General features: G+C 69.7%; 28 protein-coding genes. 16 read left to right on the top strand and 12 right to left on the bottom strand.

Features of this window, described 5'->3' with window-relative positions; genetic code table 11:
• Window positions 1–81: 81 nt before the first annotated feature.
• Entirely contained in the window at window positions 82–567 is a 486-nt protein-coding gene (locus ACFWN2_RS32410; RefSeq protein ID WP_382433941.1) for a hypothetical protein, read from the bottom strand.
• An 80-nt stretch (window positions 568–647) separates the two neighbouring features.
• The gene (ychF, locus tag ACFWN2_RS32405; protein ID WP_382433939.1) at window positions 648–1,727 is read right to left on the bottom strand and encodes a redox-regulated ATPase YchF; all 1,080 of its coding nucleotides are present in this window, start codon (window positions 1,725–1,727) and stop codon (window positions 648–650) included.
• Between the two features lie 80 nt (window positions 1,728–1,807).
• On the opposite strand from ychF, the gene ACFWN2_RS32400 reads away from it, so the two are divergent.
• Together ACFWN2_RS32400 and ACFWN2_RS32395 are read left to right on the top strand one after the other, a co-directional pair.
• Window positions 1,808–3,094, top strand: coding sequence for a bifunctional transcriptional activator/DNA repair enzyme AdaA (locus tag ACFWN2_RS32400; protein WP_382433937.1), 1,287 nt, complete (start codon window positions 1,808–1,810; stop codon window positions 3,092–3,094).
• Window positions 3,091–3,588: a methylated-DNA--[protein]-cysteine S-methyltransferase gene (locus ACFWN2_RS32395; protein ID WP_382433935.1), complete on the top strand. Its 498-nt coding sequence runs from the start codon at window positions 3,091–3,093 to the stop codon at window positions 3,586–3,588. Before ACFWN2_RS32400 ends, ACFWN2_RS32395 begins: the two co-directional genes overlap by 4 nt.
• 15 nt (window positions 3,589–3,603) lie before the next feature.
• Here ACFWN2_RS32395 and ACFWN2_RS32390 read toward each other — a convergent pair whose 3' ends face one another.
• The 3 genes from ACFWN2_RS32390 to ACFWN2_RS32380 are packed head-to-tail and all read right to left on the bottom strand — an operon-like array spanning window position 3,604 to window position 8,170.
• The gene (locus tag ACFWN2_RS32390; RefSeq protein ID WP_382433933.1) at window positions 3,604–4,137 is read right to left on the bottom strand and encodes a hypothetical protein; all 534 of its coding nucleotides are present in this window, start codon (window positions 4,135–4,137) and stop codon (window positions 3,604–3,606) included.
• Window positions 4,138–4,157: 20 nt separating this feature from the next.
• Complete coding sequence (locus tag ACFWN2_RS32385; protein ID WP_382433931.1) at window positions 4,158–7,034, bottom strand: AAA family ATPase; 2,877 nt, start codon at window positions 7,032–7,034, stop codon at window positions 4,158–4,160.
• A complete protein-coding gene (locus ACFWN2_RS32380) occupies window positions 7,031–8,170 on the bottom strand; it encodes an exonuclease SbcCD subunit D (protein WP_382433929.1) in 1,140 nt (379 codons plus the stop codon). The genes ACFWN2_RS32385 and ACFWN2_RS32380 overlap by 4 nt, the downstream gene beginning before the upstream one ends.
• A gap of 99 nt (window positions 8,171–8,269) precedes the next feature.
• Between ACFWN2_RS32380 and ACFWN2_RS32375 the strand changes: the two genes are divergently transcribed.
• Together ACFWN2_RS32375 and ACFWN2_RS32370 are read left to right on the top strand one after the other, a co-directional pair.
• The gene (locus tag ACFWN2_RS32375; RefSeq protein WP_382433927.1) at window positions 8,270–9,181 is read left to right on the top strand and encodes a DNA recombination protein RmuC; all 912 of its coding nucleotides are present in this window, start codon (window positions 8,270–8,272) and stop codon (window positions 9,179–9,181) included.
• A gap of 89 nt (window positions 9,182–9,270) precedes the next feature.
• Window positions 9,271–10,011, top strand: coding sequence for a DUF6542 domain-containing protein (locus tag ACFWN2_RS32370; protein ID WP_382433925.1), 741 nt, complete (start codon window positions 9,271–9,273; stop codon window positions 10,009–10,011).
• Window positions 10,012–10,072: 61 nt separating this feature from the next.
• On the opposite strand, the gene ACFWN2_RS32365 is transcribed toward ACFWN2_RS32370, so the two are convergent.
• Window positions 10,073–11,017 (bottom strand): 4-hydroxy-3-methylbut-2-enyl diphosphate reductase, encoded by a 945-nt coding sequence (locus ACFWN2_RS32365; RefSeq protein ID WP_382433923.1) that lies wholly within the window; start codon window positions 11,015–11,017, stop codon window positions 10,073–10,075.
• Between the two features lie 63 nt (window positions 11,018–11,080).
• On the opposite strand from ACFWN2_RS32365, the gene ACFWN2_RS32360 reads away from it, so the two are divergent.
• The 9 genes from ACFWN2_RS32360 (at window position 11,081) to ACFWN2_RS32320 (ending at window position 16,907) form a co-directional block, all read left to right on the top strand.
• Window positions 11,081–11,575 carry a lipid droplet-associated protein gene (locus tag ACFWN2_RS32360; RefSeq protein ID WP_382433921.1) on the top strand — a complete coding sequence of 165 codons (495 nt, stop codon included), beginning with the start codon at window positions 11,081–11,083 and terminating at the stop codon, window positions 11,573–11,575.
• Entirely contained in the window at window positions 11,572–12,810 is a 1,239-nt protein-coding gene (gene xseA / locus ACFWN2_RS32355; RefSeq protein WP_382433919.1) for an exodeoxyribonuclease VII large subunit, read from the top strand. Before ACFWN2_RS32360 ends, xseA begins: the two co-directional genes overlap by 4 nt.
• On the top strand, window positions 12,800–13,144 hold the full coding sequence (locus ACFWN2_RS32350; RefSeq protein WP_360037869.1) for a sugar ABC transporter substrate-binding protein: 345 nt from the start codon (window positions 12,800–12,802) through the stop codon (window positions 13,142–13,144). Before xseA ends, ACFWN2_RS32350 begins: the two co-directional genes overlap by 11 nt.
• Window positions 13,141–13,356 (top strand): exodeoxyribonuclease VII small subunit, encoded by a 216-nt coding sequence (locus tag ACFWN2_RS32345; protein WP_090099824.1) that lies wholly within the window; start codon window positions 13,141–13,143, stop codon window positions 13,354–13,356. The genes ACFWN2_RS32350 and ACFWN2_RS32345 overlap by 4 nt, the downstream gene beginning before the upstream one ends.
• A gap of 67 nt (window positions 13,357–13,423) precedes the next feature.
• The gene (glpX, locus tag ACFWN2_RS32340) at window positions 13,424–14,464 is read left to right on the top strand and encodes a class II fructose-bisphosphatase (protein WP_189158201.1); all 1,041 of its coding nucleotides are present in this window, start codon (window positions 13,424–13,426) and stop codon (window positions 14,462–14,464) included.
• Window positions 14,465–14,595: 131 nt separating this feature from the next.
• On the top strand, window positions 14,596–15,366 hold the full coding sequence (locus tag ACFWN2_RS32335) for a S1 family peptidase (RefSeq protein WP_382433916.1): 771 nt from the start codon (window positions 14,596–14,598) through the stop codon (window positions 15,364–15,366).
• A gap of 123 nt (window positions 15,367–15,489) precedes the next feature.
• Entirely contained in the window at window positions 15,490–16,020 is a 531-nt protein-coding gene (locus tag ACFWN2_RS32330; protein ID WP_382433914.1) for a L,D-transpeptidase, read from the top strand.
• A gap of 9 nt (window positions 16,021–16,029) precedes the next feature.
• Window positions 16,030–16,440, top strand: a complete 411-nt coding sequence (locus ACFWN2_RS32325) for a L,D-transpeptidase (protein ID WP_382433912.1) — start codon at window positions 16,030–16,032, stop codon at window positions 16,438–16,440.
• Between the two features lie 56 nt (window positions 16,441–16,496).
• Window positions 16,497–16,907 (top strand): L,D-transpeptidase, encoded by a 411-nt coding sequence (locus ACFWN2_RS32320; protein ID WP_382433910.1) that lies wholly within the window; start codon window positions 16,497–16,499, stop codon window positions 16,905–16,907.
• A 4-nt stretch (window positions 16,908–16,911) separates the two neighbouring features.
• Here ACFWN2_RS32320 and ACFWN2_RS32315 read toward each other — a convergent pair whose 3' ends face one another.
• Together ACFWN2_RS32315 and ACFWN2_RS32310 are read right to left on the bottom strand one after the other, a co-directional pair.
• Complete coding sequence (locus tag ACFWN2_RS32315) at window positions 16,912–17,610, bottom strand: hypothetical protein (RefSeq protein WP_382433908.1); 699 nt, start codon at window positions 17,608–17,610, stop codon at window positions 16,912–16,914.
• Between the two features lie 95 nt (window positions 17,611–17,705).
• A complete protein-coding gene (locus ACFWN2_RS32310; RefSeq protein ID WP_382433906.1) occupies window positions 17,706–18,674 on the bottom strand; it encodes a Glu/Leu/Phe/Val dehydrogenase dimerization domain-containing protein in 969 nt (322 codons plus the stop codon).
• An 83-nt stretch (window positions 18,675–18,757) separates the two neighbouring features.
• On the opposite strand from ACFWN2_RS32310, the gene ACFWN2_RS32305 reads away from it, so the two are divergent.
• Window positions 18,758–19,213: an Lrp/AsnC family transcriptional regulator gene (locus ACFWN2_RS32305; RefSeq protein WP_382433904.1), complete on the top strand. Its 456-nt coding sequence runs from the start codon at window positions 18,758–18,760 to the stop codon at window positions 19,211–19,213.
• 6 nt (window positions 19,214–19,219) lie between these two features.
• Here ACFWN2_RS32305 and ACFWN2_RS32300 read toward each other — a convergent pair whose 3' ends face one another.
• The gene (locus ACFWN2_RS32300; protein ID WP_382433902.1) at window positions 19,220–20,188 is read right to left on the bottom strand and encodes an NAD(P)/FAD-dependent oxidoreductase; all 969 of its coding nucleotides are present in this window, start codon (window positions 20,186–20,188) and stop codon (window positions 19,220–19,222) included.
• Window positions 20,189–20,250: 62 nt separating this feature from the next.
• On the opposite strand from ACFWN2_RS32300, the gene ACFWN2_RS32295 reads away from it, so the two are divergent.
• Window positions 20,251–21,645, top strand: coding sequence for a class II fumarate hydratase (locus tag ACFWN2_RS32295; protein ID WP_382433900.1), 1,395 nt, complete (start codon window positions 20,251–20,253; stop codon window positions 21,643–21,645).
• Between the two features lie 39 nt (window positions 21,646–21,684).
• Here the strand turns inward: ACFWN2_RS32295 and ACFWN2_RS32290 are convergent, their stop codons facing one another.
• Window positions 21,685–22,356 carry a hemolysin III family protein gene (locus ACFWN2_RS32290; protein WP_382433898.1) on the bottom strand — a complete coding sequence of 224 codons (672 nt, stop codon included), beginning with the start codon at window positions 22,354–22,356 and terminating at the stop codon, window positions 21,685–21,687.
• 77 nt (window positions 22,357–22,433) lie between these two features.
• Between ACFWN2_RS32290 and ACFWN2_RS32285 the strand changes: the two genes are divergently transcribed.
• Complete coding sequence (locus tag ACFWN2_RS32285; protein ID WP_382433896.1) at window positions 22,434–23,216, top strand: isoprenyl transferase; 783 nt, start codon at window positions 22,434–22,436, stop codon at window positions 23,214–23,216.
• A 54-nt stretch (window positions 23,217–23,270) separates the two neighbouring features.
• Here ACFWN2_RS32285 and ACFWN2_RS32280 read toward each other — a convergent pair whose 3' ends face one another.
• Both ACFWN2_RS32280 and ACFWN2_RS32275 read right to left on the bottom strand, forming a co-directional pair.
• On the bottom strand, window positions 23,271–23,540 hold the full coding sequence (locus tag ACFWN2_RS32280) for a hypothetical protein (protein ID WP_382433894.1): 270 nt from the start codon (window positions 23,538–23,540) through the stop codon (window positions 23,271–23,273).
• Window positions 23,541–23,627: 87 nt separating this feature from the next.
• Window positions 23,628–23,885 (bottom strand): hypothetical protein, encoded by a 258-nt coding sequence (locus ACFWN2_RS32275; RefSeq protein WP_360037917.1) that lies wholly within the window; start codon window positions 23,883–23,885, stop codon window positions 23,628–23,630.
• Window positions 23,886–23,943 lie beyond the last annotated feature (58 nt).

Genomic DNA, 23,943 nt, shown 5'->3' with positions numbered 1-23,943 from the left:
AGACAAAACGAAGGGGGAGCCTCCACAAAGGAGACTCCCCCTTCACCGTTTCCGAGGGGAGGAACGGTGACTGTTGCGTCTTTAGAAGTAGTGCGCCCGGCCGCCGATCGGCTTGCCGACCGCGCCGAGGACGGCGAGGATCGCGCCGATCACCAGGAGCACCACGCCCAGCGTCGTCAGGATGCTGATACCCATCAGCCATCCGACGACGAGCAGAATCAGACCGAGGACGATCATTCCAACCTCCAGGTGGGGAATCCTGACGTAGAAATACCCGTCGGAGGTCGGTACAAACCTCGCGTCATACATTTGTCGCCGATGTAAAAGCTCCCGGACCTCGGCGGCCTCGGCCTGGCCCTGCTCCTCGTAGAGGGCCAGCGCCTCGGTGAGGTGTTCACGGGCCTGCGAGGGCTCGCCTGGGCCTTGGCCAGCAGCACGAGCCCGTCGGGCAGGTTGTGGGCCTCCCGGATCACCCGCATCAGCCGGATCGCCTCGCGATGGGCCTCGACGAGGCTCGCCGTCGAGCAGCACTTCCAACGGCCCCAGCACGCGGTACTCGACGATCACGTCGGACGAGTCCAGGGACGCGAGACCGGCTCTTCAGCACAGCAGCCCCCTCCCGAACGGGAAGGGGCTGCCGGAACGCGTCAGACGTTGAAGCGGAACTCCACCACGTCACCATCGGACATGACGTAGTCCTTGCCCTCCATGCGGACCTTGCCCGCCGCCTTCGCGTCGGCCTTCGACCCCGACGCGACCAGGTCGTCGAACGACACGACCTCGGCCTTGATGAAGCCGCGCTCGAAGTCCGTGTGGATCACGCCGGCGGCCTGCGGGGCGGTGGCGCCCTGCGGGATCGTCCAGGCGCGCGACTCCTTCGGGCCCGCGGTCAGGTAGGTCTGCAGGCCGAGGGTGTGGAAGCCGGCGCGGGCCAGGGCGTGCAGGCCCGGCTCGGTCTGGCCGATCGACTCCAGCAGCTCCAGGGCCTCTGCCTCTTCGAGCTCGATCAGCTCCGACTCGACCTTGGCGTCGAGGAAGACGGCGTCGGCCGGGGCCACGAGCTCGCGCAGTTCCTTCACGCGGGCCTCGTCGCTGAGGATGCCCTCGTCGGCGTTGAAGACGTAGAGGAACGGCTTGGTGGTGAGCAGCGACAGCTCGCGGAGGAGCTCACCGTCCACTTCGGACTGCGCCGAGAACAGCGTGCGGCCCGAGTCGAGGATGTCCTTGGCCTTCTTGGCGTTCTCGAGGGCGGCGCGGCGGTCCTTCTGCATCCGCGCCTCCTTCTCGATGCGCGGGATGGCCTTCTCCAGGGTCTGGAGGTCGGCGAGGATCAGCTCGGTGTTGATCGTCTCGATGTCGCTCGACGGGTCGACGCGGCCGTCTACGTGCACGACGTCCGGGTCGTCGAAGACTCGGATGACCTGGCAGATCGCGTTCGCTTCGCGGATGTTCGCGAGGAACTTGTTGCCGAGGCCCTCGCCTTCCGACGCGCCCTTGACGATGCCGGCGATGTCGACGAACGACACCACGGCGGGCACCTCGCGCTCGGAACCGAAGATCTCGGCGAGCTTGGTGAGGCGCGCGTCCGGCAGCGGCACGACGCCCACGTTCGGCTCGATGGTCGCGAACGGGTAGTTCGCGGCGAGCACGTCGTTGCGCGTCAGCGCATTGAACAGGGTGGACTTGCCGACGTTGGGCAGGCCGACGATACCGAGGGTCAAACTCACGATCGACGAGTCTACGGCAGGCCACGGTCGTGTCCGATTCCCGCGAGCTATTGCGCGTTCCCGCTGGCAGGATCGTTGGCATGGTCATTGACGAAGAACACGCGTACCGGGTGTGCTCCGCACGTGACGCCCGCTTCGACGGGTGCTTCATCCACGCGGTCCGCACGACCGGCATCTACTGCCGGCCGTCGTGCCCCGCGGTGACCCCGAAGCGCCGCAACAGCCACTTCTTCCTGACGGCGGCCGCCGCGCAGTCCGCGGGCTACCGCGCCTGCCGCCGCTGCCTGCCGGACGCCGTGCCGGGCTCCCCCGAGTGGAACCTCCGCGCGGACCTGGCGGGCAGGGCGATGCGCCTGATCAGCGACGGCGTCGTCGAACGCGACGGCGTGACCGGTCTGGCCGGGAAGCTCGGCTACTCGGAACGCCACCTCACCCGCGTGCTGACCGCCGAGCTCGGCGCTGGCCCGCTGGCCCTCGCCCGTGCTCACCGCGCCCACGCCGCCCGGCTGCTGATCGAGACGACCGAGCTGCCGTTCGCCGACATCGCGTTCGCCGCGGGCTTCGCGTCGGTGCGGCAGTTCAACGACACGATCCGCATGGTGTTCGCCTCGACGCCGTCCGACATGCGCGGCCGCGGCAAGGCACCAGTCGGCACGCCGGGCCGGATCGTCCTGCGCCTGCCGTACCGCGCGCCGTTCGACGCCGCGGGCCTGCTGACGCACTTCCGCGCGAACGCGCTGCCGGGCGTCGAGGAGGTGACCGCCGACTCGTACGCGCGGACGTTGGCGCTGCCGCACGGCGAGGCGACGGTGCGCCTGACGTTCCCCGCCGACCACGTCCTGTGCTCGCTGCGCCTCGCGGACGTGCGGGACCTGGGCGCGGCCGTCTCGCGCGTCCGGCGCCTGCTCGACCTCGACGCCGACCCGGTCGCCGTCGACTCGTTCCTGGGCGCCGACCCGGTCATCGGCCCGCTGGTCCGCGCGGCGCCCGGCATCCGCGTGCCGGGCAGCGTCGACGGCGCCGAGACCCTGTTGCGGCTGGTCGCGCCGTTCACCGGCGTGCCGCTGCAGATCCCGGACGGCGCACTGACACACCTCTACGCGGCGGGCGACCACCCCGTCACCGAGGCGCTGGCGAGCGGCGCGCTCGTGATCGACGTGGGCCGCTCGATCGAGGACCTGACCGAGGAACTGACACCCCTGGCCGGCGCCGCGGTCGCCGACGAGGTGGCCATGCGGGTGCTGGGCGCGCCGGACGTGCTCGTACTCCCCGAGACCGCACGACACCTGGCTTCCCACGGTCCCGAGTGGCGGCCGTGGCGCTCCTACGCCGGAGCACACCTGACGAGGAAGGCAGCAACATCATGAGCGTCGCGCACACGTCCACCGTGGACACCCCGGCGGGACCGTTCACGTCGGTCGTCGCGCCGGACGGGGCGGTGCTGGCGAGCGGCTGGACCGCCGACCTGGCCCTGCTGACGCCCCAGATCCACGCCTCGCTGATGCCGTCGGAGATCACGCCGCGACCCGACCTGGGCGACGTCACCAAGGCCGCCGTCGCCTACCACGAGGGTGACCTGACAGCGATCGACGCGATCCCGGTCCGGCAGAGGTCGGGCCCGTTCCTGCAGCACGCGTGGGACGTCCTGCGCACGGTGCGGGCCGGCGAACCGGTCACCTACTCCGAGTACGCGGAACTGTCCGGCCGTCCGGCCGCGATCAGGGCGGCGGCCTCGGCCTGCGCCCGCAACTCCGCGGCACTCTTCGTGCCCTGCCACCGCGTCATCCGGCTCGGCGGCGAACTGGGCGGCTTCCGCTGGGGCCTCGACGTCAAGCGCTGGCTCCTGGCCCACGAGAAGTGACCAGGCCCGCGGCTCTCACCCGACGAGCGTGATCTCCGGACGTCCGGTCATCGTCACCAGGTCCGTGCCGCACCGCGTGCACGGCCTGGCGACGGGCAGCACCACGTTGGTCTGCAGCGACTGCTCGCCGTTGAACCAGTCCGCCTCGCCGGCGTCACGGCACGCGTGGCAGCCGACGCGGTAGAACAGCCGGACCCAGGGCCCGGCGCCCAGCTCACCGCCTTCGCCCCCGCGCTCGGCGTCGGTGAACGGCGACCACCAGAACGACAGCCGGCACCGCAGCTCACGGGTCGTACCGCTGCCGTTGGCGTCGAAGCTCGTGACGCGGATGGGCGCGGGATGGCTGCCCCGCCCGGCCTCGCCCTGCCAGTCCAGCGGGGTCTGCGAGGAGTGGCACACGCCGTGCGTCGCGCCGTGCCGCAGGCTGACCGTGCGGCCCGTCCGGCCGCACACGAAGCAGTCGTGCGAGTACTCGACCTTGTTCGCCCAGCCGAAGTGGGCGGCCTCGGTGAGGGTGACGCGCGCGGTGATTTCCACGTGGGACAGCACGCGCCGAGGTTAGACGCTGATCAGGCCAGCGACATCTCCAGCGTCGACCCGGTCCTGGCCTTGCGCACCCGCAACCGGGTCGGGATCCGCTGCCGCAGCTCCTCCACGTGCGACACCAGCCCCACGACCCGCCCGCCGGCCCGCAGCTCGTCGAGCGTGTTCATGACGATGTCCAGCGTGTCCGAGTCGAGCGTGCCGAAGCCCTCGTCCACGAACAGGGTGTCCAGCAACGCCCCGCCGGTCTCGTTGGCCACCACGTCCGCCAGTCCCAGTGCGAGCGACAGGGACGCCAGGAACGACTCCCCGCCGGACAACGTCTTCGCGGGCCGGGACCGCCCCGAGTAGTCGTCCAGCACGTCCAGGCTCAGGCCGCCGCGGGTGCCGCGGGCACCGGCCGTGTCGGAGTGCACGAAGCTGTAGCGGCCCTGGCTCATCCGGTGCAGCCGGGCGGACGCGGCCACGGCGACCTCCTCCAGCCTGGCCGCCAGCACGTACGACCGCAGGGTCATCTTCTTCGAGTTCTGGCCGCGGCCGTTGATCACGTCGGTCAGCGCGTCCAGTTCGGCGTACGTGGCCTCCAGCGGCTCCAGCGACTTCCACTCCGCGCGCAGCAGGGCGGCGAGCTGGCTGACGCGGTCGAACGCCGCACGGGCGCGTGCCAGGCCCGTCGCGGCGGAGGAGGCGGCGGCGCGCGCGGACGACGCGTCGGCCGTCACCTGGCCCAGGTCCACCTCGGTGGCCGGGTCGACGCCGTCCAGCTCCTCCAGGGTCGCGAGGGCCGACGCGCGGGCGCGTTCCCACTTGGCGATGCGGTCGTCGAGGGCCTGCAACTTGATCTCGGGACGAGCGGCGGACAGCGCCGAGTCGACGTCGGCGAAACCCGCGTCCGCCGCCAGGGCGGCCACGCGGCCCTGCTGCTCCTCCACGCGCGCCAGTGCGTCGTCGCGCTTCGACCGGCGCTCCGCCAGCTCCACCAACGCCTTCGCCAGGCGCAGCAGGTGGTCGCGGCGGGTCAGGACGTCGTCGTGCTCGCCGCGGGCCTTGTCCAGGCGAGCGCCGCGCTCCTCGACCACGGTCACCAACGACTTGTGCTCGGTCTGAAGCCCCACCAGGTCCTGCTCCACGCGGGCCTTCTCGGCGCCCAGGTCGCGCGTCTTGGCTTCGAGGCCGACGAACTCGGTCTGCCGCTGCGACCGGGTGGCGGCCAGTTCCCTGGCCTCGCGGTGCTCGGCGACGGCGACGGACGGCTCCTCCGAACCCAACGCCTCCCAACAGGCCTGGATGCGCAGTTCGGCGGCGTGGGCGGCGTGGGCGGCCTCGTTGCGGCGGTCAAGCGCCTCCTGCTCCTCGCGGGCCGCGTCCTCCTCGTCGGTCGCGTCCACGCCCCCGAGCATCGGCTGGGCGGGCTTGGGGTGCGACGGCGAACCGCAGACAGCGCACGGCTTGCCGCGCTTGAGCGCACTGGCCAGTTCGATGGCCATGTTCTCCAGCCGCTGGTGGCGGACCTGCTGGAGGACGTCCTTGGTCTTCTGGTGGACGTCGATCGCCTCGTGCAGCTCCTTCTTGGTGCGCTCCAACGCCTTTCCCGCGTCCGGCAGCGCGAGGGCCGCGTCCGCGCGGGACTTCAGCGACTCCAGCCGGGCGGACGCCTCGACCGCCGCGTCGAGCTGCACGCGACACTTCGCCAGGCGCTCCGGCAGCACGTCCAGCTCGGTGTTCAGCGCGAGCAGACGCCGTTCCACCTGGTGCGAGCTGTTCTTCAGCACCGAAAGCCGCCGCACGTCGGACTGCTGGCGCTCCGCCTCGGCCGCCAGCTCGCCGAGACCACCGGCCTCCTCGCGGAAGCGCTCGGCGTCCTCGCGCAACGACGTGCCCGTGTATCCCAGGCGCTCCAACGACTCCGCGGCACGGGACTCGTCGCGGACGGCGAACTCGTAGGACTGCCGGAGCTTCGCGATCTCGCCGAATGCCGGGACCACCGGACTCGCTCGCCTGGCCGCGTCGCGTTCGGCGAACCACGACGCCGAGTCGGCGGCCTCCACCTTGCCCAGCAGCTCGCGGGCGTCACGCACGCGGCGGATCTGGTCGGCGTGCACGCGCGCCTGGTCCAGCAGCACCTGCGCGCCGTCGGCCACACCGGCGGTCTCCTCCGACAGCCCCTCAGCCGCCCTGACGGCGAGAGAAAGCCGCTCCAGCACGGACTCCAGCCAGCCGGGTTCGGCCGACGGCTCCTCGCCCGCCGCCTCCGCCACGCGCTGCACCAGCTGCGAGGCACCCTGACGGCGTTCCTCCAGCACGCGCCCCGCGGCCACGCGCCTGTCGCGGAACCACTTCTCGACGTCGAGGAACCGCTCGGTGCCGAAGAGCTTCTCCAGCAACACCTCGCGCTCGGCCGTGTCCGAGCGCAGGAACTTCGCGAACTCCCCCTGCGGCAGCAGCACGACCTGGAAGAACTGCTCGTACGACATGCCCAGCATGTCCTCGACCGCGCGCGCCACGTCGTCGATGCGGGTGATGCCCTCGCCGTCCCAGCCCTCCAGCCAGGTCAGCGAGCACTTCGCGGGCTGGGTGGTGAAACCGCCGCCGCGCTTCTTCGGCCGGTCGAACTCCGGCGAGCGCACGATCCGGAACCGCCGCGACTGCACGGTGAGCTCCAGCGACACCTCCGTCGGCACCTCGGGATCGGCGTACTCGCACCGCAGCTTCTTCACGTCGCCCCGCGCGCCCGGCACCCGGCCGAACAGCGCGAACGCCACCGCGTCGAGCAACGTCGTCTTGCCCGCGCCCGTGTCTCCGTGCAGCAGGAACAGCCCGTCCGCGCCGAGCTCGTCGAAGTCGACGGCCTCGGGCTTCGGGTAGGGCCCGAACGCCGTGAGCTCCAGGCGGTGCAGTCTCATTGCTCCTGCTCCCTCGCCACCGATGCGAACGCCTCGCGCAACAAGGCCATCTCAGCAGAAGACGGCTCGGAGCCGCGCGCGTCGGACACGAAGCAGCAGGCCACTTCCTCGTCGGTGCGGCCGCGAACCCGTTCCGCGTACGTCATGTCGTGCTGCGGGCCCTGCTCCGGCCGCCACTCGACGTGCACCGCGTGCTCGAAGCGCTTCTGCAGCTGCCGCAACGCGTCCATCGGCCGCACCTGGTCCGTCAGCACGACCGACAGGAAGTGGTCCTCCAGCGGCTTGTGCGCCGGGTCCTCCAGCACCTCGGCCAGGGTGCCGGACACCACGGCCAGCTGGCGCGGCACCGGCAGGTCCCGCCGCTCCACGCCGACGAGCCCACCGGCGTCCAGTTCGACGAGCCACACCGACTTGCGGTGGCGCGCCTCGGAGAACGAGTACGCCAGCGGACTTCCCGAGTACCGCAGGTTCTCCGCCAGCGTCTGCGGCCCGTGCAGGTGCCCGAGAGCCACGTAGTCGACGCCGGCGAACACCTGCATCGACACGTCCTGCACACCGCCCACCGCGATGGTGCGCTCGGACTCCGACGGAGCCCCTCCTGTCACGAAAGCGTGCGCCAGCACGACAGAGCGGGACTCACGCGATGCCAGGTCGGCGCGAATCCGCCGCATCGCCTCGCCCAGAACGGGTGCGTGGCCCTTGTCCGCCACGCCGAGCACGTGCCGCGCGGGCTCCGGTTCCAGGAACGGGATCCCGTACACCGCGACCGGCCCGTGCTCGTCCTCCAGCTCGACGGGCTTGTCCAGCAACGAGATCTGCGTGCGCAGGTACAGCCCGCCGGCCGCCGCGAACTCCCCGAACACCCCGATCCGCGCCGCCGAGTCGTGGTTGCCGGGCGTGATCACGATCCGCGCTCCCGCCGACCGAATCCGCATGAGGACCCGCGCGCACAACGCCACCGCGTCGGCGGACGGCACCGCCCGGTCGTACAGGTCGCCGGAGATGACCACGACGTCGACCTTCTCGGAGGACACCAGGTCAGCGAGGCCGCTCAGCACCGACTCCTGCTCCACGAGCAGGTCGCGGCCGTGGAAGGTGCGCCCCACGTGCCAGTCGGAGGTGTGCAGGATCCGCATGACCCCAACCGTAGAGACGGGGTCCGACAAATCTCCGGGAGGGTTCCCGGCGTGTCACCCGATCGAGTTCAACATCTCTGGAGGAGCATCATCGGTGCCGTGACCGCAGTGATCATCACCGCCCTGATCGTCCTGGCGCTCGTCAGCGCCGGGGCGCTGCTGTTCGTCTGGCGCCTGTACCAGGACAGCGTCCGGCGCACCGACGAAGCGCTCCAGGCCATCGGCACCGAACGCGCGCGCTACGACGCACAACAGCAAGCTTTGCAACGCTACGAAGTGGCGTTCTCCAGCGTCTCAGGTCGTGGCGAACTCGGCGAACAGGTGCTCGTCGAGACGGCGCGCGCCCTCGGTCTGAGGGAAAACCTCCACTACACGCTCCAGACGGACGTGGCGGGCGGCGGCGCGGTCAGGCCCGACATGGTGCTGAACGTCGGCGGCGGCCGCGCGGTCCCGGTCGACTCGAAGATGTCCATGGCCACCTGGGCCGAGGCCGTCGAGACCGACGACCCCCAGGAACGCCAGGACGCGCTGCGCGTGCACGTCCGCAACATCCGTTCGCGCGCCGCCGAACTGGCGGGCAAGGGCTACCAGCGCTGGGCCGACGCCATCTACGGGACGATCATGTTCGTCCCCAACGACGGCGCGGTCGTCGCGGCGCTCGACACCGACCCCGAACTGCTGCGCTGGCTGCTCGACCGCCGCGTGTTCCTGTGCGGCCCGACGGGGTTCGCCGTGATCGCCTCCAGCGCCATGTTCGCGGTCACCGAACGCGCGCTGGCCGAGGACGTCGAGCAGGTCAGGCTGTCCGCCGGTCGCGCGAACCGGGCCGCCGACAGCGCCATCGAGGCCGTCAACCTCTCCACCACGCACCTGCAGCGGTTCCTCTCGGCCAGGCGCCGCGAACTGGAGGCGCTGGAGGGTTTCCGGGCGAGCGTGGAACCCCTCACGGACGCTTCCGCCACTCCTACGCCCCTTCCGCTCGTCCGAAGGGCGGACGAACAGTCCGCATAAAACGCACTCAGCGTGCCCGCAGGTTGCTTCCGGGTGAGAAAGCAGCGGACTGACGAACACCGAATGGCCGAACGGCTACCGTGTGCGTCGTGAGTGCATTGCGCGAGCGTTCGGCTGCCTTCGATGACGACGTCGAAGACTATGAGGCTGTGCCGTGGAACTACCGGGCCATCTTCGGGGAGTTCAAGGGAATCCCCTGGTGGGCCGCGGTCCTCGCCGCCCTGGTCCCGGCGTTCGTCGGCGCGTTCATCGACATCAACTCCAGCAAGACCGTCGGCTGGACGTTCAACGTCGTGTTCTTCGTCGGCGCGCTGGCCGCGATCCTGCTCGTGCAGCGCCGCAGCCTCTTCGGGCCGATGGTGCAGCCGCCGCTGGTCCTCGCCGCGACCGTGCCCGCGCTCGTGCTGCTCACCGGTGGCGTGCAGAAGGGCGGCCTGTCCGCCATGGCGCTGGGCCTGGGCAAGCCGCTGATCGACAGCTTCCCGGTCATGGCCGTCACCACCGCCGTCACGGTCGGCCTCGGCGTCCTGCGGATCTTCCTGCAGAAGAACCCGAACCGGCCGTCCAAGGACGAGGTCCGCGAGGCCAAGGCCGAGATCAAGGACCGCGCCAAGCCCGTCCGCAGGCCCCGCGAGGAGCCGGCCGACGAGGAGGAGCGCCCGCGCCGCCCCCGCCCGGAACGCTCCGAGCGTCCCGAACGCGCTGAGGGCACCCCCGCTCGCCGCCCGCGTCCCGAGGGCACTCCCGCCCGCCGTCCACGCCCGGACGGTGCCCGCGGCGAACGCCCAGCGGGCCAGCGCAGGCCCCGCCCGCCGCGCGACGACCGCTGAGACCCCCGGAACGCACGAAGGGCCGTCACCACACCGGTGACGGCCCTTCGACGTCTCAGCGCTAGCGAACGAGGTCCTTGCGGAGCTCACGCGGCAGCGAGAACGTGATGCGCTCGTTCGCCGTGGTGATCTCCTCGACCTCGCCGTAGCCGTGGCCCTCCAGGAACTTCAGCAGCTCCATCACCAGCAGGTCCGGCACCGACGCGCCCGACGTGACGCCGACGGTCTCGACGCCCTCCAGCCACGCCAGGTCGACCTCCTTGGCGTAGTCGATCAGGTAGGAGGCCTTGGCGCCGTGCTGCAGCGCGACCTCGACCAGCCGGACCGAGTTGGAGGAGTTCTTCGAGCCCACGACGAGCACCAGGTCGCACGACGGCGCCATCGTCTTCACCGCGGTCTGGCGGTTCGAGGTGGCGTAGCAGATGTCGTCCGAGGGCGGGTCCTGCAGATCCGGGAAGCGGTCCTTGAGCTGACGCACGCGCACCATGGTCTCGTCGACCGAGAGCGTCGTCTGCGACAGCCAGATGACCTTGGAGGGGTCGCGCACCTCGACCTTGGCGGCGTCCTCGGCGGTGTCGACGAGCTGGACGTGGTCCGGCGCCTCACCGGCGGTGCCCTCGACCTCCTCGTGGCCCTCGTGGCCGATCAGGAGGATGTCGTAGTCCTCCTTGGCGAACCGCACCGCTTCCTTGTGGACCTTCGTCACCAAAGGACACGTGGCGTCGATCGTGCGCAACGAGCGCTGCTCGGCCTCCGCGTGGACGGCGGGCGACACGCCGTGCGCCGAGAACACCACGAGCGCGCCCTCGGGAACCTCGTCCGTCTCGTTGACGAAGATGGCACCGCGGTCGGACAGCGTCTCCACGACGTACTTGTTGTGGACGATCTCCTTGCGCACGTAGACGGGAGCGCCGTACTTCTCGAGGGCGAGCTCGACCGTCTCGACGGCACGATCAACGCCCGCGCAGTAACCACGCGGCTTCGCCAACAGGACTCGCTTGGGCATGCCCCCAGGGTACCCAGCCCCGGTCCTAGGCAATTCAGACGCTGTTACGGCAGGCTAGACGGCATGAAGCCACTGCCACTGGGTGTCCGCGTCGCCGCCGGCCTCGCCGTGACCGCCCTCGAACAGGCCCGCAGGCTGCCCCAGCAGCTCGCCGGACTCCCGTTGACGGTGGTCAGCGAGGCGATGCAGCTTTCCATGCGCGTGCAGCAGCATGTGACCGAACTCGCCATCAAGGGCGACGACGTCCTCTCTGGACTGCGCCCCGCCGAGGAAGAACCGGAGTGGGCGACCTTCGACGAGGACGAGACGCCCGTCACGACTTCTCAGGAAACTCCCGCCGACGACCCGTGGGAGGAAGAGGAACGCGCCATCGCCGAGGTGCCGGTGTTCCTGCCGTCCTACGACGAGCTGTCGATCGCCCAGCTCCGCGCGCGGCTGCGCAACCTCGACGTCGAACAGCTCGAAGAGCTCCTGCGCTACGAGAAGGCGCACGAGTCCCGGCCTGAGTTCCTGGGGATGCTCAACCGCCGGATCGCGACGGTGAAAGCGCAACCGTGACCGAGGGAAAATCCACGCCGGAGAACCCGTGGCCGGTGCGGACGGTCGCCCGCAAGCTGCTCGACTGGATCAACCGGCTCGGCGACGTCTGGGTCGAGGGCCAGGTCACGCAGCTCAACGCGCGCAGCTCCACGGCGTTCCTGACCCTGCGCGACCCGAGCGTCGACATGTCGATGTCGATCACCTGCAACGCGTCGATGGTCCGCGAGCTGCAGCTGACCGAGGGCAGCAGGGTGATCGCGCACGGGAAGATCAGCTTCTACCCGAACCGGGGCACGCTCTCGTTGAGGGCGGACGACATCCGCGCCGTCGGCATCGGCGAGTTGCTGGCGCGCATGGAACGGCTGCGCAAGCTGCTGCACGCCGAGGGCCTGTTCGACCCGCGCCGCAAGCGCCGTCCGCCGTTCCTGCCGAACAAGATCGGGCTCATCACCGGACGCGCGTCGGCGGCCGAGCGCGACGTGCTCACGAACGCACGGAACCGTTGGCCCGGCGCGCACTTCCGCGTCATCAACGTCGCCGTGCAGGGCCCGACCGCCGTGACGCAGGTGATGACCGCACTGTCCACTTTGGAACGCGACTCCGAGTGCGACGTGATCATCATCGCCCGCGGCGGCGGCAGCGTGGAGGACCTGCTGCCGTTCTCCGACGAGGCGCTGTGCCGCGCGGTCTCCCAGTGCCGCACGCCGGTCATGTCCGCGATCGGCCACGAACCGGACACCCCGCTGCTCGACCACGTCGCTGACGTGCGTTGTTCGACGCCGACCGACGCTGGCAAACGGGTGGTTCCGGACGTCGCTGAAGAGAGTGAACGGGTCCGCCAGATGCGCGACCGCGGCCGGCGCGCCCTGCACGGCTGGGTTGATCGAGAACGCAAACTGCTCGACGCGCTGCGCTCCCGACCAGTACTTTCGGATCCTTACGGCCCACTGGAGCGCCGTTTCGAGGAAGTGAAGCGTTTTCGCGACCAGGGTCGCCGGGCGGTCACGCAACGACTCGATCGGGAAGACGTCCACCTGTCGGGGACGAAGGCCCGCTTGACGACCCTCGGACCAGCCGCCACGCTGGCCCGCGGATACGCCGTTGTGCAACTCGTCACACCTGACGGTCCGGACGGCGTGTTGCGATCCGTGACGGACGCGCCGAGCGGAACACAGCTGCGGGTACGCGTCGTTGACGGAGCAGTGCACGCCACTGTCACCACTGCGGAAGGGGGAGGTACCGATGATGCGTGATGCCGTGTTCCTGCCCCTGACCATGGAGGCGGCCGGCGAGTGCGCGACGGGGCTGCGGACGAAGGCGGAGGCGGCGAACCGCGCCGCGGCGGAGTGCTGGACGGCGATGGTGGGCGACTGCGACACCCCGAGCCGCCGCACGCTGATCCTGACGTTGCACGACCTGAGCGAGGCCACCGCCGGCACGGTCCAGTACCGGCGCGTCGCGGAGGCCGAGGCGCTCATCGACGAGGCGGTGCGAGAGGGTGACGGCGAGGAGTTCGCGGAGGCGCTGGTCGGCTACGACCTGGCCGTCGCGACCGTGCTGAGCCGTCTGAGGAGCCAATCCGCGTGAGTTCGGAAACACTCGGTTACGAAGCCGCCCGTGACGAGCTGGTCGAGGTGGTCCGCAAGCTGGAGGCCGGTGGCCTGTCGCTGGAGGACTCCCTCGCGCTGTGGGAACGCGGTGAGGCGCTCGCCAAGACTTGTGAGCAGCATCTCGCCGGTGCGCGCGAGCGAATCGATGCAGCTCTGGCTGTCGTCGAGGAGGACGTTTCGGACGCGTGATCCCGTGCAAGGATTCAGTTGCCGATCACAAAATCCGGCACGCTGAGTAGTCGCATGGAGGCGCGCAATGGTGAACACCCCCGCGGAACGACGTCGCGAAGCCCCCGACCGGAACCTGGCATTGGAGCTCGTGCGCGTCACCGAGGCGGCGGCCATGGCCGCGGGCCGGTGGGTGGGGCGCGGCGACAAGAACGGCGGTGACGGCGCGGCCGTCGACGCGATGCGCAAGCTCATCCACACCGTCTCGATGAGAGGCGTCGTGGTGATCGGCGAGGGCGAGAAGGACGAGGCGCCCATGCTGTTCAACGGCGAGGAGGTCGGCAACGGCGAGGGCCCCGACTGCGACGTAGCGGTCGACCCGATCGACGGCACCACGCTGATGGCCAAGGGCATGCCGAACGCGCTGGCGGTGCTGGCCGTCGCCGAGCGCGGGGCGATGTTCGACCCGTCCGCCGTGTTCTACATGGAGAAGCTCGCCGTGGGCCCGGAGGCGGCCGACGTCATCGACATCACCGCCCCGCTCGCGGAGAACATCCGCCGCGTCGCCAAGGCCAAGCACAGCGACGTCTCCGACGTGAACGTGTGCATCCTCGACCGGCCCCGGCACGAGCAGATCGTGCGGGAGGTCCGGCAGGCCGGCGCGCGCATCCACTTCATCTCCGACGGCGACGTGGCGGGCGCGATCGCGGCGGCGCGCCCCACGTCGGGCGTGGACATGCTCGTGGGCATCGGCGGCACCCCCGAGGGCATCATCGCGGCGGCGGCCCTCAAGTGCGTCGGTGGCGCCATCCAGGGCCGGTTGTGGCCCAAGGACGACGAGGAGCGCGAGAAGGCGATCGGCGCGGGCCACGACCTGTCGCGCGTGCTCACGACGAACGATCTCGTCAGCGGCGACAACGTCTTCTTCTGCGCGACCGGCGTGACCGACGGCGACCTCCTGCGCGGCGTGCACTACCGGGCGGGCGGCTGCACGACGCAGTCGATCGTCATGCGCTCCAAGTCCGGCACCGTGCGCATGATCGACGGCTTCCACAGCCTGCACAAGCTGCGCGAATACTCCTCGGTCGACTTCGACCTGCCCGAGGGCGCACAGCAGCCGCTGCCGTAGTTCGGTGTGAATCTGTGAACCGTTAACGGAGGGTCACCCTCCGAGTGACCCTAGTGACCGGGTCGCTTTCGTCCTTAGTTTCCGTCCTGACCCCGGCAACCCTGCGCCGGGTTCAGGAAAGGAACTCAACGATGAGGGCACGTTCGTTGTTCTCCGCAGTCGTCGTGGCCGCGGGCGCCCTGCTCGCCACGGTCACCGCGGCTTCCGCGGCGCCGGCTCCCACCGCGGACGGCGAGGTCTCGCCGATGATCGTCGGTGGCACCAACGCCTCCCAGGTCTACCCGTTCATGGTGTCCCTGCAGAACACCTCGGGCAGCCACTTCTGCGGCGCCTCGCTGGTCAAGGCCAACTGGGTCGTGACGGCGAAGCACTGCGTCCAGGGCTCGTCGGCGTCCTCGATCCGCACCCGGATCGGCACCACGAACCGCACCAGCGGCGGCACCACGACCGGTGCCTCGCGGATCATCCTGCACCCGTCCGCGGACCTCGCGGTCGTGCAGCTCAACACCTCGGTCAGCCAGGCGCCGATCTCCATCCCGACCTCGTCGGGCGCGGTCGGCACCGCCACCCGCATCATCGGCTGGGGCCAGACGTGCCCCGTCCGCGGTGCCTGTGGTGCCCCGGTGACCCTGCAGGAGCTCAACACCTCGATCGTCGCTGACAGCCGGTGCTCCGGCATCAGCGCCGTGTCGGAGATCTGCACCAACAACACCGGTGGCAACAAGGGCGCCTGCTACGGCGACTCGGGTGGCCCGCAGGTGAAGTCGGTCGGTGGCCGCTGGGAGCTGATCGGTGCGACCAGCCGCTCCGGTGGTGGCGCCAACTGCGCCGTCGCGCCGTCGATCTACGTGGACGTCTCGTACTACCGCTCGTGGGTCAGCTCGAACGTGGGCGGCCTGTAACCCGGTAACCGCATTCCGAGGCCCGTCTCCCAACCGTTATGGGAGGCGGGCCTCCGCGTTGCAACCCCGGTGATCCCCCGGTCGTCTACTTCGGCAAGGGATGGAACGAGCACGGGGTGCGCGATGCGGATGCTGCTCTTGGCGGTCGCGTTGGTGTCGGTGGCGGGATGTGCTCAGGGGCCTGTGCAGGCCGAGACTCCCACCACGCCGCCGTTTTCGTCCTCGCCGGTCTCCTCGACGCCCCCGCCCTCGTCTTCCGAGACGCCTCCCCCGCCGCCGCCTCCTCCTCCGCCCGTCGTGAAGCCGACGCCGTGCACCATCAGCGACGGCGCGTGCATCCAGCTCTCGACGAACCAGTCGTGGGTCGTGCGGGGCGACAAGATCGTCCACGGCCCGTCCCCGATCACGCACGGCCGTCGCGGCTTCGAGACGCCGCTCGGCAACTTCCCGGTGCTGCGCAAGGTGAAGAACGAGTGGAGCCGGCCGTACAACGCGCCGATGCCGTGGTCGACGTACTTCACCGAGAGCGGCATCGCGTTCCACGAGGGCTCGCTGACCGATCCGTCGCACGGCTGCATCCACCTGGACCCGCAGGCCGCCCGGTACTACTTCGAGAACCTCTCGATTGGCGAGACCGTGCAGGTGGTCTCATGATCATCGACCATGAGACTCCTGGCCGTAACGGCCTTGCTGCTGCTTAGCTTCGCGGCACCCGCGCACGCCTCCTCCGGCTGCACCGTCTACAACGGAGCGTGCGTCCAGAAGCACACGAACCAGGCCTGGCTCGTCACCAACGGCGTGACGAGCTACGGACCGGTCCGGATCAGCCACGGCAAGCCCGGCTTCGGCACACCCGTCGGAAACTTCCCCGTGCTGCGCAAGGTGAAGAACGACTGGAGCGTCCCCTACAACGGCCCGATGCCCAACGCGGTCTACTTCACCACCGACGGCATCGCGTTCCACCAGGGCGACCTGAACTCCCAGACGCACGGCTGCGTCCGGCTCTCCTGGAACGACTCCGAGGTCTTCTACAACAACCTCTTCCCCGGCGAGCGCGTTCAAGTACTTCCATAAAAACATGATTGAAGTCACCCCATAGTGGCAACTCCACTACTGAGGGGTGATGAGAGATGCGAGTTCTGATCGCGACGGTGCTCCTGATCCTCGGCTTCGCTGTTCCCGCACAGGCTCAGGCGGGATGCACCGTCTACAACGGAGCGTGCCTGGAAAAGGGCACCAACAAGGCGTGGCTGGTGTTCAACGGCCGGACGAGCTACGGGCCGGTGACCATCAGCCACGGCAAACCGGGGTACGAGACCCCGGTGGGCACGTTCTCGGTGCTGCGCAAGGTGAAGAACGACTGGAGTGTCCCCTACAACGGCCCGATGCCGAACGCGGTGTACTTCACCACGACCGGTATCGCGTTCCACCAGGGTGACACGGCGGTCCAGTCGCACGGCTGCATCCGGATGCCGATGGATGCTTCGCTCGTGTTCTACGACAACCTGATGGTCGGCGAGCAGGTGCAGGTCCTGCCCTGACCGTTCACCGGGTGGCTGCCCACCAGCACCCGTCGTCGCGTCCCATCACGGACACGCGACCGGCGAGGCCGGTGGGCAGCCAGCCCGTGAGCCGTTCGAGCTCCTTGCCCACCACGACCAGCGTCGTCTCCTGGTCGGCGGACAGGTCGTCCAGCGACACGGGCACGTCCACCGCGCTGAAGTCCACATCGGACACCGGCCGTCCGGCGGGCTCGTGGTCGGCCCGCACGATCCGCCAGCCTTCGTGACCTTCCCACGCGACCTCGCTCGCGTTCGGGAACTCCGGCTCGGCGTGCGGCGCCACCAGCGCGATCGTCCCGCCGAACCGCCCGGCCAGCGTGCTCAGCCGCAACGGGTGCTCGACGCCCTGAGGCTCGGCATTGGTGCGCAGGTACGGCTTCCCGAGCCTGCGCGCGACCCGTTCGACCGTGACGTGCACGCCGTCCTCCAGCGCGGCCACGACCAGCTCGACGTCCCGCGACCGGTTCAGCGCGTCCGGCAGGGCGAGCTGCGCGACCGCGAACCCCGGCAGCACCGCGATCTCGGTGCTCAGCAGGCCAGGCACGGTCAGCTCGACCAGGACGTCCGAACCCCAGCCCAACGTGTCGACGGCGGCGTTCACCCGGCGTTCGACGAGATCGGACAACGGCTGCCAGTACACCGCGCGCGGCCGGCGCGCGACGGGTCCCGCCCACCACGGCACGCCCGGCACCATGTCGGCCCAGCAAACGTGGATCACAAGCCCCCCAGGGTCTGAACCTCCATGCTACTGAGCCGCGCAGACGTCGTGCTGTCGTCTCACTGACGCGTTCGGAGCAGCCTGTCGACCGTCGCCTCGATGACGTCGACCCGCTTCAGAGCCGTCTCGTGGTCGTCTCCGTCGTCCTCCCTGGCGAGCGTGTAGATCACCCCGCCGGCACTGGCGACGTGGTCGGGCACCCAGACGATCCCGCGCTCCTCCAGCAGACCGGCCACGCCGTCGTCGGTGAGCTGGTTGTTGGCCGGTCCGACGACCAGCCGCACGTCGAGGTTCCGCACGGTCTCCGGGCTCAGCACGCCGCCCACCGCCGCGGGGACCAGCACGTCGGCCTTCGTCGAGTACGCCTGGTCCGGCTCCACCCAGCCGAACTCGTCCGTCCGCCTGCTCGGGTCCACATCGGACACCGTGATGTCCGCGCCTTCGAGCCCTCGCGCGATCAGCTCGCCCACCGAGCCGAACCCGCTGATCACGACCTTCCTGCCGGTCAGGTCGCTGGTGCCGAACGTGTGCCGTGCCGCCGCCCTCAGCGCGGCCAGCACACCTCGCGCCGTGGGGCCGCTCGACGAGCCCGTGCCGCCGTGCTCCTCCGGCAGGCAGTAGGCGTGCGGCGTGAGTTCCCTGAGCACCAGCATGTCGTCCGGTCCCGTGCCGACGTCGGGCCCCGCCTGGTAGTCGCCGCCGAACTCGTTGATCAGGTCGGCGTGGTCCAGCAGCACGGCACGTCGCAGCTCCGGGGTGAGCTCGCGGTCGACCACGATCACGCTCTTGGCCCCACCGTGCGGAATCCCGGCCGCCTCGCACTTCAGCGTCATGGCCCTCGACAGCCGCAGCACGTCCGTGACGGCGTCGGTGATCCGCTCGTACGGCTTCATCCGGCACCCGCCGACCGCCGGGCCCGCCTCGGTCGAGTGCAGGGCGACCATGGTGGTCATCCCCGACCGCTTCCCCGTGCGGACGACGAGTCGTTCGTGCTCCCACATGTACGTCCCCTCCCGAACTTCGGTCAAGCTCCGACGTCGAAGTTAGGGTGATGGACAGAGGTGTGGACGCCCTGCCGAACTTCGTTCGGCAGCGTGAGGTGGGGAGCGGGATGGACGAACTTGATTCGGCGATCGTGCGCGAACTGCAGCGCGATGCCCGGCAGTCGAACCGCGACATCGCCCGCAAGGTGGGCATCGCCCCGTCGACGTGCCTGGAACGCACCCGCCTGCTGCGCGAGCGGGGCGTTATCCGGGGCTACCACGCCGACATCGCACCGGCCGCGCTGAACCGGGGCGTGCAGGCGCTGGTGTCGGTGCAGGTCCGGCCGCTCAGCCGGGCCGTGATCGACGCCTTCAAGGCGTTCGCCCACGGCCTGCCCGAGGTGACGGCGGTGTTCGTGATGGCGGGCAACGACGACTTCGTGATCCACGTCGGCGCGCAGGACAACGAGCACCTGCACGCGTTCCTGGTCGACAGGCTCAGTCAGCGCAAGGAGATCGTCGGCTTCCGCACGTCGATCATCTTCCGGCACCTGGCGAAGCACGACCCGGCGCCGCTGCCCTGACGCACGTCAGGTGCCGTCGCTGGAGTGCCCCGGGAACAGGTGCGCCGACGGGTTGAGCGCCACCGCGATGTTGTTGACCGCGGTCGCCGCCTCCCCGAACCCGGTCGCGATGAGCTTGACCTTGCCGGGGTACTGCGCGACGTCACCCGCCGCGTACACCTTGTCCAGCTTGGTCTTCATCGTGGTGTCGACGAGGACGGCCCGGTGGTCGAGCTCAAGTCCCCACGACTCGATCGGCCCGAGGTCGGCCGTGAACCCGAGCGCGGCGACGACGGTCTGCGCGGGCAACGTGCGGGCGTCCCCGCCCTTGACCTTGACGTCCACTTCGGACAGAGGCTCTCCGCGCAACGCGAGCACCTCGGCGTCCGTGATGATCTCGACGCCAAGCTCCCGCACCTGCCGCACGGTGGCCGCGTGCGCGCGAAAGTTGGCCCGGCGGTGCACGATCTTGACGCTCGCGGCGATCGGGTGCAGCGCCAACGCCCAGTCGAACGCCGAGTCGCCACCGCCCACGATCACGACGTGCTGCCCCGCGTGCTCGGCCAGCACCGGCACGAAGTGCACCATGCCGCGCCCCAGCCACCCGTCGCCCGCGGGCAGCGGACGCGGGTTGAACTCGCCCATGCCGGCCGTGATCAGCACGGCCTTGGTGTTGATCACCGACCCGTCCGCCAGCCCGACCCGCAGACCGTCCTCAGTGGACTCGCAGGTGCGCGCCTGACGACCGAGCAGGTAGTTCGGCTTGAACTGGGCCGCCTGCTCCACCAGTCCGTTGACGAGGTCACGACCCCGCACGGCGGGAAAGCCGGCGACGTCGAAAATCATCTTCTCCGGATACATCGCGGTGACCTGGCCGCCCGGTTCGGGCAGGGCGTCCACGACCGCGACGTCCATCTCCCGGAAACCTGCGTAGTAAGCGGCGAACAACCCCGTGGGACCAGCGCCCACGATGAGGAGGTCGACGTCACGCTCCATGAGGGTGCCCTTCTGCCAGTGGTGGGTGGCAGTGCTGTGATCGACCATAGAGACTCGAAGGCATGTCTGAACAGGAGTACCGCGTCGAGCACGACACGATGGGTGAGGTCCGCGTGCCGATCGACGCATTGTGGCGCGCCCAAACACAACGCGCGGTCGAGAACTTCCCGATTTCCGGTCGAGGCCTGGAACGCGCCCAGATCAGAGCACTGGGCCTGCTCAAGGCAGCGGCGGCGCGAGTCAACGCACAACTAGGCGTCCTCGACGAGGACGTGGCCTCCGCCATCGCCACCGCGGCCGACGAGGTCGCCGCCGGCCAGTGGGACGCGCACTTCCCGGTCGACGTCTTCCAGACGGGCTCCGGCACGTCCTCGAACATGAACGCCAACGAGGTCATCGCCACCCTCGCCACCCGCGCCCTGGGCCGCGACGTGCACCCGAACGACCACGTGAACGCCTCGCAGTCGTCCAACGACACGTTCCCGACGACCCTGCGCGTGGCCGCCACCGAGGCCGTGGTGACCGACGTGATCCCGTCTTTCACGCACCTGCTGGAAGTGCTGGAGTCACGCGCCGCCGAGTGGTCCGACCTGGTCAAGTCCGGCCGCACGCACCTGATGGACGCCGTCCCGATCACGCTGGGCCAGGAGGCGGCAGCCTGGGCGTCGCAGGTCCGCTACTCGGTCGAACGGCTCCAGGCCTCGATCCCGCGCCTCGCGGAACTCCCGATCGGCGGCACGGCGGTCGGCTCGGGCCTGAACGCGCCCGCCGAGTTCGGCGCTCTGGTCGCAGCCGAACTGGCCTCCGCGACCGACCTGCCGCTGGTAGAGGCCCGCGACCACTTCGAGGCGCAGGCCACCCAGGACGGCGTGGTCGAGATCTCGGGCCAGCTGCGCGCCTCGGCCGTGGCGTTGTTCAAGATCGCCAACGACCTCCGCTGGCTCGGCTCGGGCCCCCGCACGGGCCTGGGCGAACTGGCGCTGCCCGACCTGCAGCCGGGCAGCTCGATCATGCCGGGCAAGGTCAACCCGGTGATCTCCGAGGCGACGATGATGGTCGTGGCCCAGGTGATCGGCAACGACGCCACCGTCGCGTTCGCCGGCTCGCAGGGCAACTTCCAGCTCAACGTGATGCTGCCGGTCATCGCCCGCAACGTCCTGGAGTCCTCGCGCCTCCTGGGTGCCGTGGCACGTCTGCTCGCCGACAAGGTGCTCGTCGGTGCGGAGGCTCAGGCCTCGCAGATGCGCGAGTACGCGGAGTCGTCGCCGTCGATCGTCACGCCGCTCAACCGGTACATCGGTTACGAGGAGGCGGCTTCGATCGCCAAGCAGTCGTTGAAGGAGCGCAAGACGATCCGCGAGGTGGTGCTGGAGCGCGGACACGTGCCGGGCAAGCTCACCGAGGAGCAGCTGGACGCGGCTCTGGACGTGCTGCACATGGCCCGCGGGGGCCGCTGAGGGTCTGGTTCCGGTGCCGGGCTCGCACCCGGCGCCGGATCAGGAGTACATCGCGAGCCAGATCGCGATGTAGTGGCAGATCGCCGCCACCACGGTCGCGGCGTGGAAGAACTCGTGATACCCGAACACCTGCGGCCAGGGGTTGGGCCACCGAGTCGCGTAGAAGACCGCGCCCACGGTGTACAGCGCCCCACCCACGAGCAGCAACACCAGGGCGGCAACCCCGGCGTGGTGCAACAACTCGGGCAGCACGAACACCGCCACCCACCCCAAGGCGATGTAGATGGGCACCCCGAGCCACCGGGGCGCGTGCGGCCAGGCCAGCTTCAGGGTCACCCCGAGCAGCGCACCGATCCACACCACCCACAGCACCGTGGAACCGGTGTCGGGATCCATCGCCAGCAACGCGAACGGCGTGTAGGTGCCCGCGATGAACACGAAGATCATCGAGTGGTCCAGGCGCTTCATCCACGTGCGGACGCGGTCGGACTTCCACGTCACGCGGTGGTACAGCGCCGAGACGCCGAAGAGGCCCAGGACGGTCAGGCCGTAGACGGAGGTGGCCAGGGCAGCGCGCCCGGACACCGTGGACGCCGCGAGGGCGATGAGCGTCGCGCCTGTCGCCACCGAGGCGATGAACGACCAGAGGTGCAGCCATCCACGCAGGCGCGGCCGCAGTCCGGGCTGGGGAGGAACGGTCGCAGTGGTCACAGGGCCCTAGGTTACGCGACCGTAGGTTTGGCACCACGGCTCAGTGATGAACCTTGCACGGCGTACGCTGTTCGGACGTGGCACTCCGCACCCGTGTGAAAGACGTCGCTATCCACTTCTACGAGTGGATTCTCCGTCGCGAGCTGAGCGTGACGCCACAGGCCCCGAAGCACGTGGGCGTGGTCCTCGACGGCAACCGCAGGTGGGCCAGGGAAGCCGGGTTCACCGATGTCGCGCACGGGCACAGGGCCGGCGCGCGCAAGATCCTCGAACTGCTCGACTGGTGCGGTGACGCCAAAGTGGAGGTCGTCACCCTCTGGATGCTGAGCACCGACAACCTCAGCCGCGACAACGACGAGCTCGCGCCGTTGCTCGACATCATCGCGGACATCACCGACGAGCTGGCCGAGGACGACAAGCCGTGGCGGGTCCGGCACGTCGGCGCGCTCGACATGCTGCCCAAGGAGCACGCGGAGCGTCTCACGAACGCCGCGGCGCGCACCAAGAACCGCACGGGCATCCAGGTCAACGTCGCCGTCGCGTACGGCGGGCGGCAGGAGATCGCGGACGCCGTGCGGAAGCTGTTGCAGGCGCACGCTGAGCGTGGCGGCACCATCGAGGAGCTGGCCGAGGTCCTCGACGTCGACCACATCGCCGAGCACCTCTACACGTCCGGGCAGCCCGATCCCGACCTGATCATCCGCACGTCCGGTGAGCAGCGGCTCTCCGGCTTCATGCTGTGGCAGTCCGCGCACTCGGAGTTCTGGTTCTGCGAGGCCTACTGGCCCGGCTTCCGGCGCACCGACTTCCTGCGCGCCATGCGCGAGTACGCCAAGCGCCACCGCCGTTACGGCAGCTGAACGCCGAAAGGGGCGCCCACCGCGAGGTGGACGCCCCTTTCGCTACAGCAGCGATCAGCCCCAGTAGTGGCCGAAGTCGTCGCCGTCCTCGATGCCGCCGGCGGCGCAGGTGTCGGTGATGGAGGGCGAGTTCACCGGAACCGCCGCGCCGAGCACACCGACGTTGTTGCCACACGCACCGATGGTGCCGTTCAGGTTGTTCGCGTTGCCGACGATCAGCAGCGGCTCGTTGACCCAGTGGTGGCCGGGGGCGGCCATTGCCGGGGAACCGATGACAACGAACGCAGCAGCGACGCCCAGGGCGGCAGCAGCCTTCTTCAGCACGATTTTCTCCTCATGAAGGTTTAAAGCGGGGAAAACGCGTCTGGGGGCGCCAGAAATGACGCCCCCAGACGTAGAGCAAAGGGGAGATCAGCCCTCGTCGACGATGCCGCCGGCGGCGCAGGTCTCGGTGATCGACGGCGAGTTGATCGGCACGGCACCGCCGAGAACGCCGACGTTGTTGCCGCAGGCACCGACCGTGCCGTTGAGGTTGTTGCCGTTCAGCAGAACCAGCAGGGGGCCGTTCTTCCAGTGGTGTCCACCGTGGCCCTCGCCGGCCATGGCGGCCGGGGCGAACGCGAGCGACAGCGCGGCTGCAGCGGCAACCACGGCACAAGCCTTCTTCATGTGATTCTCCTTCATGTCGGGTTATCCCCGTCATTTCCGGAGTCTTCGGGGATCTCCG

The sequence above is a fragment of the Lentzea sp. NPDC058436 genome (genome assembly GCF_042721515.1).
Taxonomy (GTDB): domain Bacteria; phylum Actinomycetota; class Actinomycetes; order Mycobacteriales; family Pseudonocardiaceae; genus Lentzea.
The sequence above is the reverse complement of the archived record's forward strand: the minus strand, read 5'-3'. Positions and strand labels throughout refer to the sequence as shown.

Excerpts from the sequence above, each read along its gene's own strand:
- ACFWN2_RS32275 (WP_360037917.1), bottom strand. The coding sequence starts at position 23,885 with ATGAAGAAGGCTTGTGCCGTGGTTGCCGCTGCAGCCGCGCTGTCGCTC.
- ACFWN2_RS32335 (WP_382433916.1), top strand. The coding sequence starts at position 14,596 with ATGAGGGCACGTTCGTTGTTCTCCGCAGTCGTCGTGGCCGCGGGCGCC.
- ACFWN2_RS32350 (WP_360037869.1), top strand. The coding sequence starts at position 12,800 with ATGATGCGTGATGCCGTGTTCCTGCCCCTGACCATGGAGGCGGCCGGC.
- ACFWN2_RS32385 (WP_382433931.1), bottom strand. The coding sequence starts at position 7,034 with ATGAGACTGCACCGCCTGGAGCTCACGGCGTTCGGGCCCTACCCGAAG.
- ACFWN2_RS32325 (WP_382433912.1), top strand. The coding sequence starts at position 16,030 with ATGAGACTCCTGGCCGTAACGGCCTTGCTGCTGCTTAGCTTCGCGGCA.
- ACFWN2_RS32330 (WP_382433914.1), top strand. The coding sequence starts at position 15,490 with ATGCGGATGCTGCTCTTGGCGGTCGCGTTGGTGTCGGTGGCGGGATGT.
- ACFWN2_RS32320 (WP_382433910.1), top strand. The coding sequence starts at position 16,497 with ATGCGAGTTCTGATCGCGACGGTGCTCCTGATCCTCGGCTTCGCTGTT.
- ACFWN2_RS32395 (WP_382433935.1), top strand. The coding sequence starts at position 3,091 with ATGAGCGTCGCGCACACGTCCACCGTGGACACCCCGGCGGGACCGTTC.
- ACFWN2_RS32365 (WP_382433923.1), bottom strand. The coding sequence starts at position 11,017 with ATGCCCAAGCGAGTCCTGTTGGCGAAGCCGCGTGGTTACTGCGCGGGC.
- ACFWN2_RS32295 (WP_382433900.1), top strand. The coding sequence starts at position 20,251 with ATGTCTGAACAGGAGTACCGCGTCGAGCACGACACGATGGGTGAGGTC.
- ACFWN2_RS32300 (WP_382433902.1), bottom strand. The coding sequence starts at position 20,188 with ATGGAGCGTGACGTCGACCTCCTCATCGTGGGCGCTGGTCCCACGGGG.
- ACFWN2_RS32360 (WP_382433921.1), top strand. The coding sequence starts at position 11,081 with ATGAAGCCACTGCCACTGGGTGTCCGCGTCGCCGCCGGCCTCGCCGTG.
- ACFWN2_RS32400 (WP_382433937.1), top strand. The coding sequence starts at position 1,808 with ATGGTCATTGACGAAGAACACGCGTACCGGGTGTGCTCCGCACGTGAC.
- glpX (WP_189158201.1), top strand. The coding sequence starts at position 13,424 with ATGGTGAACACCCCCGCGGAACGACGTCGCGAAGCCCCCGACCGGAAC.
- ACFWN2_RS32380 (WP_382433929.1), bottom strand. The coding sequence starts at position 8,170 with ATGCGGATCCTGCACACCTCCGACTGGCACGTGGGGCGCACCTTCCAC.
- ACFWN2_RS32305 (WP_382433904.1), top strand. The coding sequence starts at position 18,758 with ATGGACGAACTTGATTCGGCGATCGTGCGCGAACTGCAGCGCGATGCC.